Origin of the sequence: Microcoleus sp. FACHB-SPT15, from assembly GCF_014849525.1 — a bacterium.
Taxonomy (GTDB): domain Bacteria; phylum Cyanobacteriota; class Cyanobacteriia; order Cyanobacteriales; family Coleofasciculaceae; genus Symplocastrum; species Symplocastrum torsivum.
This window is the reverse complement of sequence record NZ_JACJNU010000069.1, coordinates 21,807-29,035: the sequence shown is the minus strand read 5'-3', so window position 1 is coordinate 29,035 and position 7,229 is coordinate 21,807. Positions and strand designations below refer to the sequence as shown.

The 7,229-nt window shown below is 44.9% G+C and carries 8 protein-coding genes; 4 read left to right on the top strand and 4 right to left on the bottom strand.

What is annotated here, in order from left to right; all coding sequences use genetic code 11:
- Positions 1-350 precede the first annotated feature (350 nt).
- Complete coding sequence (locus tag H6F98_RS30315) at positions 351-584, bottom strand: hypothetical protein (RefSeq protein ID WP_192222457.1); 234 nt, start codon at positions 582-584, stop codon at positions 351-353.
- A 379-nt stretch (positions 585-963) separates the two neighbouring features.
- On the opposite strand from H6F98_RS30315, the gene H6F98_RS32990 reads away from it, so the two are divergent.
- Complete coding sequence (locus H6F98_RS32990) at positions 964-1,218, top strand: helix-turn-helix domain-containing protein (RefSeq protein WP_199349119.1); 255 nt, start codon at positions 964-966, stop codon at positions 1,216-1,218.
- A gap of 13 nt (positions 1,219-1,231) precedes the next feature.
- Positions 1,232-1,627: a helix-turn-helix domain-containing protein gene (locus H6F98_RS32985; protein WP_199349118.1), complete on the top strand. Its 396-nt coding sequence runs from the start codon at positions 1,232-1,234 to the stop codon at positions 1,625-1,627.
- Here H6F98_RS32985 and H6F98_RS34730 read toward each other — a convergent pair.
- The 3 genes from H6F98_RS34730 to H6F98_RS30295 all read right to left on the bottom strand — a co-directional run bounded on the left by H6F98_RS34730 (position 1,532) and on the right by H6F98_RS30295 (position 2,799).
- The gene (locus tag H6F98_RS34730; RefSeq protein ID WP_199349117.1) at positions 1,532-1,735 is read right to left on the bottom strand and encodes a transposase; all 204 of its coding nucleotides are present in this window, start codon (positions 1,733-1,735) and stop codon (positions 1,532-1,534) included. The two genes, H6F98_RS32985 and H6F98_RS34730, sit on opposite strands and share 96 nt — an antisense overlap.
- Before the next feature lie 2 nt (positions 1,736-1,737).
- Entirely contained in the window at positions 1,738-2,043 is a 306-nt protein-coding gene (locus tag H6F98_RS30300) for a DUF1830 domain-containing protein (RefSeq protein WP_192222456.1), read from the bottom strand.
- A 537-nt stretch (positions 2,044-2,580) separates the two neighbouring features.
- Positions 2,581-2,799: a hypothetical protein gene (locus H6F98_RS30295; protein ID WP_192222455.1), complete on the bottom strand. Its 219-nt coding sequence runs from the start codon at positions 2,797-2,799 to the stop codon at positions 2,581-2,583.
- 438 nt (positions 2,800-3,237) lie between these two features.
- Here H6F98_RS30295 and H6F98_RS30290 point away from each other — a divergent pair, with 438 nt between their 5' ends.
- Together H6F98_RS30290 and H6F98_RS30285 are read left to right on the top strand one after the other, a co-directional pair.
- Positions 3,238-4,734, top strand: coding sequence for an SLBB domain-containing protein (locus H6F98_RS30290; RefSeq protein ID WP_242058774.1), 1,497 nt, complete (start codon positions 3,238-3,240; stop codon positions 4,732-4,734).
- A 33-nt stretch (positions 4,735-4,767) separates the two neighbouring features.
- On the top strand, positions 4,768-7,062 hold the full coding sequence (locus tag H6F98_RS30285; RefSeq protein ID WP_192222453.1) for a polysaccharide biosynthesis tyrosine autokinase: 2,295 nt from the start codon (positions 4,768-4,770) through the stop codon (positions 7,060-7,062).
- The last annotated feature ends 167 nt before the right edge of the window (positions 7,063-7,229 follow it).

Genomic DNA, 7,229 nt, shown 5'->3' with positions numbered 1-7,229 from the left:
AATGCGCCTCATCTGTCAATGTCAGTCAGGGTTTGCTCACTCTTAGATACACTAAATTTATCTCTTCTTTTCTTGTTTCGCTATATATTTAGCATACTAAGTACTGAAGAACCATAATTCCTCAGTGTCAACTTAAGAGGCTTGGCGGTTAGAAACCGCAGCTACACAAACACGCACCTGCTTACGCAGGTTAAATAAGTGTTGATTTTTCATTAGTCCGCGCAGGCGGACTTCGTTTGTTTAGCCGCGACTTCCAGTCGCTCTTGTCTTAAGTTGACACCAATGAAATAATTTCAGCCTTACAAAACGAGTTATCAAACTGGTATCTCTCGGATTACACGATTAAGCTTCTACATCTTCCCTTTTTGCATCACTTCTTGAAGGTGTTGGCGAAGTTCCTGCGCGTGCTGCATATCTTGCTGCTGCAACTTCCGAAAAAGTTCTACACAGGGTTGAGAGTCGCTGCCTTGGGCATCTTCTATGTATTTGTCATAAGCTTTGAGCGCTTCCGACTTATTTTGCAAGACTGTAAGCAAGTCATACTCAAGGTTACTGACTGCTTGTGTACTTCCTGTGCTAACCATAAATTCGTCCTCCGATACTTACTTTATGAACCTAAATAACATTAGATTCATCAGATTCATCCTAGAGAGTCAATTCCTCTATCTAAAAGTGGATAAACAAAATAGTTAGGAAATGAAATCTGTTGATTAAGTTCGTTACTTTGGCTTGCATAAAAAAAAGCGAACCTCAGTTCGCCAATTTTGTATAGTAATAGTCAAGGAAGGTACTATGAATTTAAAGTTGAAGTTCATTAGCCTCTTGAACTACAACTTCTAAAACCCTATTAGTCCCTAGACCAGCTCGGCAGAAGTAACCCACCAGCCAGAAAAGGGGTAAAAACTGGGGTAAACTTGCAATAGCCAAATCATTAAAAGACAAGGAAGCTGGCAACTTTAGTCCATGCCTAGTCCACAAGCAGAAATAATTAGCCTGTCTGATAGACAGCAAACCCTACTCAAACAGATTGTGCGTCGTACCACGAACCCCCATCGCCTTGTCAGACGAGCGCAGTTGATCTTGTCGGCAACCGCCGGAGCAAGTAATAGCAAGCTGGCTCAACAGTTGCAATTAGACCGAGTTCAAGTGCGCCAGTGGCGATCGCGATGGCTAGCGGCGGCCTCTCAACTGGCAACAGTAGAAGCGCGAAGGGAGTAGTGACCGAGTGTTAATGGCGTTAATCAAGCGAGTCTTAAGCGATCGCGCCCGTCCAGGAACTACCAATTACTTCAGCACAGAGCAAGTGGTGCAAATAGTCGCTTTAGCTTGTGAAAAACCGCAAGCCTCGGGGTATCCTGTGAGTCATTGGACTCCAGCCGAGTTAGCGGCTGAAGCGATAAAACGTGGCATTGTGGAAAAAATTTCGCCCCGCAGTGTGGGTCGTTTTTTAAAAGGAAGCTACTCTACAGCCTCATCGTCACCGAAACTGGCTCTTCTGAGTAACTTGCGAACCAAGATACTGAACCAAATCTCAAGCAAGATTGAGCCAGGAAGAATGTTTAGGTGTGTAATGAAACACAATGCGGTGTCTTGGGTCACTCAAGAAAGTTGTGCGAGATTTCATTGATTTGAGGATGCCACTTTGTCCCTTAATACCCAAGTCAATATCCAAACCTTCTATTTCTGCAACTAAACGAACCAGGGACTCAGACTGATGAGTATTTAGGCAATCCATAATCAGATGCCATTTTTTAGCATCAGGGTCACCTGTTCACGACCATCATCAACTCGCAAGCGATCGCATCTGATTGACAAAAGTTGCTGAACACTATCTACATCTACTACATGGCTTGAATGAATCTCCAGATAAGCATCTGATGGAGCCTCAAGCAAAAGCCGTTGTCCTGGAAAAACAACCTGCTCAAACGACCAATCAGGTAGCTTTTTACTAGTTGCTACTTGAACATTGCTTGTCGCATTGAAATAGCAACAGAGAATGAGATTGGAACGTTGAGAACGTACAGAACTAATGGTTTTATTCACAACTGCAAGTCACGTAGTACAAGATTACTGCTACCGAAAAAGTGGTATCTCCCTCCACTTTCTCCAAACATATCCCTATCTAAACAATTGCAACGCTGATGAAAGCAGGTTGAAAGTCTAGCGTTGCTGGAGGCAAATTACTTTACACAAAAACAGCTTGACTCAACCAACTAACTCATTTAGTTGATTGAGAGGTTCTTAAACTGCACCGACAAGTTCGCCTAATTCAAGGCATAAGCCTATCCTATATTTATCTTCCTCAAGTTTAAGCCCATCTGTCTAAGGGTATAGTTCTGTAGGGCTTACGCACCGTAACGCCAGTTCAAGGGCTTGAGATTCTGACGCTCTTTCCTCGAAGAGAGCTTCGCTGGCTCTGGCTAATGGGTAAAGAGCTATGGGTTATCCGAAGGAAAGCGATCGCCTACAGCCAAAAAGCCTTTTGCCAAAGCCAGAGTATTTGGACTTGTGATTAATTTTGTATAACTATTCAGCGTAAGTTACGTTACCTCAACTCTGACGCTGTTGTAAAGAAAGAGGTTATTGACCAGATTGTTCAACTAACTTCTTTAATCGTAGATATGCCTCCTCTGGCGTAAGAGGCGAACTTTCATTTTCATTAGGAATGTAGAACTGTTGGCTATCGGGGAAGTAACGTACAACAAAACTGGGAATCAACCCTAAATCCATTGCTTTTTTCCCAAGCCCCACAGCTGTTTCTGACAGGGTAAATTCATCATGAAACGGAGCCTTACTCATTGTTCTCTCCCAATAATTCAGTGTGTTGTTCTGGATACACGACTAACTAGAAGTGATATCAAGTCTGTTGTTTTTCCCAGTATAGTGGTGCAATTAATTGTATTCCTACTAACGTTCTATAGTGCTAGTGGTAAATTGCAAAGACTATCAGCTAAATTATTCACTTAGTAAGAATTGTTGGACAAGAGGATTGTTAATTAGTCCTTAGATACGCTTAAGGTTGTCAGAAGTGTAACTTTAGACTACATATACTCACCAATCGTGATTAGCAAACATCTTCCTAAAGTAACATTCCATTTTTCGGACATTGTTGTCAAAATTATGTAGAATTACTTTTCTATTTCTTCGCTTAAGTGTCGAACCTCAATCGGTACAATAGAGAGGTCAAAAAATCACGCTAATGGTGTCAGGGGTATGCATACAGGTTTCTTTGAAGCAATGACACAGCCTGTTGCGGGTCTGACCCTACTTGTCTTCATGGCTGCGTCTTGCCCATTACCTGCGATCGCGCAGTTACCAACACTACAGCAGGGGCAAATTCCAACTCGCTTAAATAACAGCGTTGGACAGCCTCAGACAGCTTATGTTATTGGGGGAGGCGATCGCCTTTTTATTGATGTCTTCCAGGTAACTCAGTACAGTGGCGAGTATCAAGTACCAATTGATGGTGTACTGTATCTACCCCTAATTGGCGGCATCTCTGTTCAGAACTTAACACTAGAACAGGCAACGAATGTCATCTCCTCGGCATACGCGGCTTTCCTTAAGCGTCCCATTATTACTGTAAGATTGCTTTCTCCTCGTCCCCTCAACGTTTTTGTTGCTGGAGAAGTCAATCGTCCAGGTTCCTTCACGATTAACTTAACCGGAGGTGCTGGGGATAATCCGGGTGTTCAGTACCCAACCTTAACTGAGGCAATTCAGCAAGCTGGGGGAATCACCCTAGCGGCTGATATTAGTCAGGTTCAAGTCCAGCGCCGACAGTCAGGAAACCGTGCCGATCAAGTCTTTACCGTTAATTTCCAGCAACTCTTGCAAACGGGCGATCGCACTCAAGACTTGACCTTACGAGATGGCGATACAATCTTTATTCCGACCTTAAACACAGTTAATCTCCAAGACACTCGCCAATTAGCCACCGTTAGCTTCGCAGCTGATCTGGACAAGCCACGCACCGTTGCCGTTGTCGGTGAAGTAAAGCGTCCCGGTTCTTACATTTTGGTGGGAACCGCTACTCAAGACAATAACTCGACAGGCATTACTGGCGGCTTACCTACCGTAACGACTGCCATTCAACAGGCTGAGGGAATCCTCCCTGAAGCCGATATTCGCCGTGTTGAAATTCGCCGCTTGACCAAAACGGGCGGTGAGCAAATTATCAGTGTTAACCTCTGGGAACTCTTGCAAACAGGAGATATCTCTCAAGATGCCATCTTGCAAGAAGGAGATACCGTTGTTGTTCCGAAAGCCACAGAGGTGACCCCCGCCGAAGCCGTTGAAGTCGCAACGGCTCGCTTTTCTCCCGCTACAATTAACGTGAGTGTAGTTGGGGAAGTGGCAGAGCCAGGTACAATTCAGGTTCCACCAAACACGACGTTGAATCAAGCCTTGCTAACCGCTGGTGGATTTAGAGGTAGTCGAGCACGTCGTAGTACTGTAGAGCTGATTCGTCTTAATCCTGATGGTACAGTGATCAGAGAAGATGTACCCATTAACTTTGCCCAAAACGTTAATGAGCAAACTAATCCGATACTACGTGAAAACGACATAATTGTTGTAGGTCGCTCTAGTAGTACTAGGTTTACAGATACATTAGGACTATTATTGAATCCCGCTGGCTCAGTTCTTGCGGCACTTTCGATTCCGGATCGAATCGCAGGACTTCTCGAACTGCTAGGAATTATAGACAGGGATGACGATGATGACGATGATTAACGCACGACTTTGTCGGGAGTAATGTGAAAAAGTATGGATACCGAACGCGACTATCAAATGTTTTCACAGAGGCAGGGTGGCAAGCTATCTGATCCCATAGCACAAAGCCATGCGCCTGAGCCGGAAGAGAGTAGTGGACATACACTGGATCTGGCTTGGCTTTTTGCGGTAGTACGTCGTCGCGCACCTGTGATGATAGCAGCATCGCTGGCTTTGGGGACGTTAGCTGGCGGCTATATTATTTGGAATGCCAAAAAGACTCCTCCCTCCTACAAAGGTTCATTTCGGGTTTTGGTAGAACCCGTCACGGCAGAGGGTAGGCTAGCGAAGCTCTCGTTACTTGCTCAAACCGGTAACAATATGGGTGCTTCAGAAATCTCTAAGTTAGGAATTGAAAACTCTGACTTAGTAGATTATGAAACTCAAATTCGGGTACTCACAAGTCCCAAGCTGATGACTCCGGTGATTAAAGAGTTACAAGCTCGGTATCCAGATATTACTTATGATTCAGTAACGGGTAAGTTAGAGATTGCCCGCATCAGTTACGAAAAAGATGGCAAACAGCAAGGCACCAAAATCTTAGGTGTTACCTACGAAGATAGAAACCCAGAGAAAATTGAGTTTGTCTTAGATAAACTGGCACAAACGTACTTAAGCTATAGCAGGGATGAGCGTCTAGCGAGTCTACGTCAGGGAATTCAGTTTATCGACGAGCAACTTCCAGCTCTAGAGAAGAAAGTTGATACACTCCAAGGAGAACTGCAAAAACTACGTCAGCAGTACACCTTAAATGAGCCAGGTACAACAGGAGAAGCTTTAACTGAGCAAGCTCGATCTCTGAGATCACAGCGCGTTGATCTGCAAGCAGAACTGGTTCAGACAAGAGCGGCATACGAGACTCGACAAAGACAGCTTAGTGAAGATAATATCGTCTCTGTTCTGTCGAGCGATCCTAATAAGCCAGACACCTACAGCAATCTGATCACAGAGCTTCAGAAGGTAGATACGGAGATTGCCCTTCAATCTTCGCAGTTTCTTGAAAGTAGCCCACCAATTCAAGATTTACGGGAAAAACAGCGAAATTTACGGACTCTACTAACTCAAGAAGCACAAAAGAGTTTGGACAATATTGCTGGTCAAATTCAAGAATTAGAAGCACGCGATCGCTATCTTGCCCAAGCTGAAGCTGAGGTTACCGAAAAAGTTAGAGTCTTCCCAACAGTTTTGCGTAGGTACTCTGATTTAGACCGGGAATTGCAAGTAGCGACAGATAGCCTCAAGCAATTTTTAGAGAAAAAAGAAACCTTGAGGCTAGATGCGTCCCAGCGGGAGATTCCTTGGGAAGTTATTGCCCCCCCAGAATTACCGCGTGACAAGGCAGGGGAACCCATCCCATCTTCTGCAAAACAAACAAAACGGCAACTTGCGATCGCAGGTGTTTTGAGTATCCTGATGGGGATTGGCATTGGTTTCATCGTTGAAATCCTACACACTGTATTCCACACCCCCGATGAAATCAAAGCTGCTACCAAACTCCGGTTATTGGGAGTTATTCCCTTTGCCAGAGAACTCAAAAAACTTGACAAAAAAGCCAAAAAACTTCCCCCAGCCTTGTTAGGGCAAGTTGGTATGCCTGCCTTGATACCTGTATCTAAGCAAGCCCCAGACGAGCAAGCCACTGTCTTTTTAGAAGCGTTCCGCTCTCTCTACACCAACATTCGCCTTCTCAGTGCCCGCAAACCAATTCATTCTTTGGTGATAGGTTCAGCACTCAGCAGTGATGGTAAGACAACTGTTGCTGTACACCTAGCACAAACAGCCGCTTCCATTGGTCAGCGAGTATTACTCATTGATGCTGATTTGCGTCGTCCTCAACTCCATCTCCGCCTCGGCTTACCGAACGATCGAGGACTTACTGATGTGATTACAACAGATCTAAGTTTGAATGATGCAATTCAACACTCATCTGTTGAAGATAACCTCTTCGTCATGACCGCAGGTCAAGCCACATCCGACTCAATTAAACTCCTCTCCTCAGACAAAATGCAGTATCTGATGGAGCAATTCCAAGCCTTTTTCGACTTGGTGATTTACGACACGCCACCGCTGCTGGGACTTGCAGATGGCAATATCCTAGCGGCAAATACCGATGGCATCGTTCTCGTTGTCGGGCTGGAGAAAACTGACCGTTCACTGCTAAACAAAGCATTAGAAGGCTTAAAAATTTCCGGTGCCCCTGTTTTGGGTGTTGTTGCTAATGGGATTAAGGGTTACTCGTCTGAATCCTATGCTCCCTATGTGCGGCAATATCAAACTGTTGAAAAGTAGTAAGCTCTCACGCCTTGATAAACTGCACCCTCATTAGTACCGATAACACCTTGTGCAGGGGGACTGGGGGCAGCGCTCTGCCCCAAGTGGGGGGATTGGGGGCAACGTCCCCCAATCCGGATTTAATTACAACGACTATTTTTCGCTTACTCCTTTCCCGCCAGAAG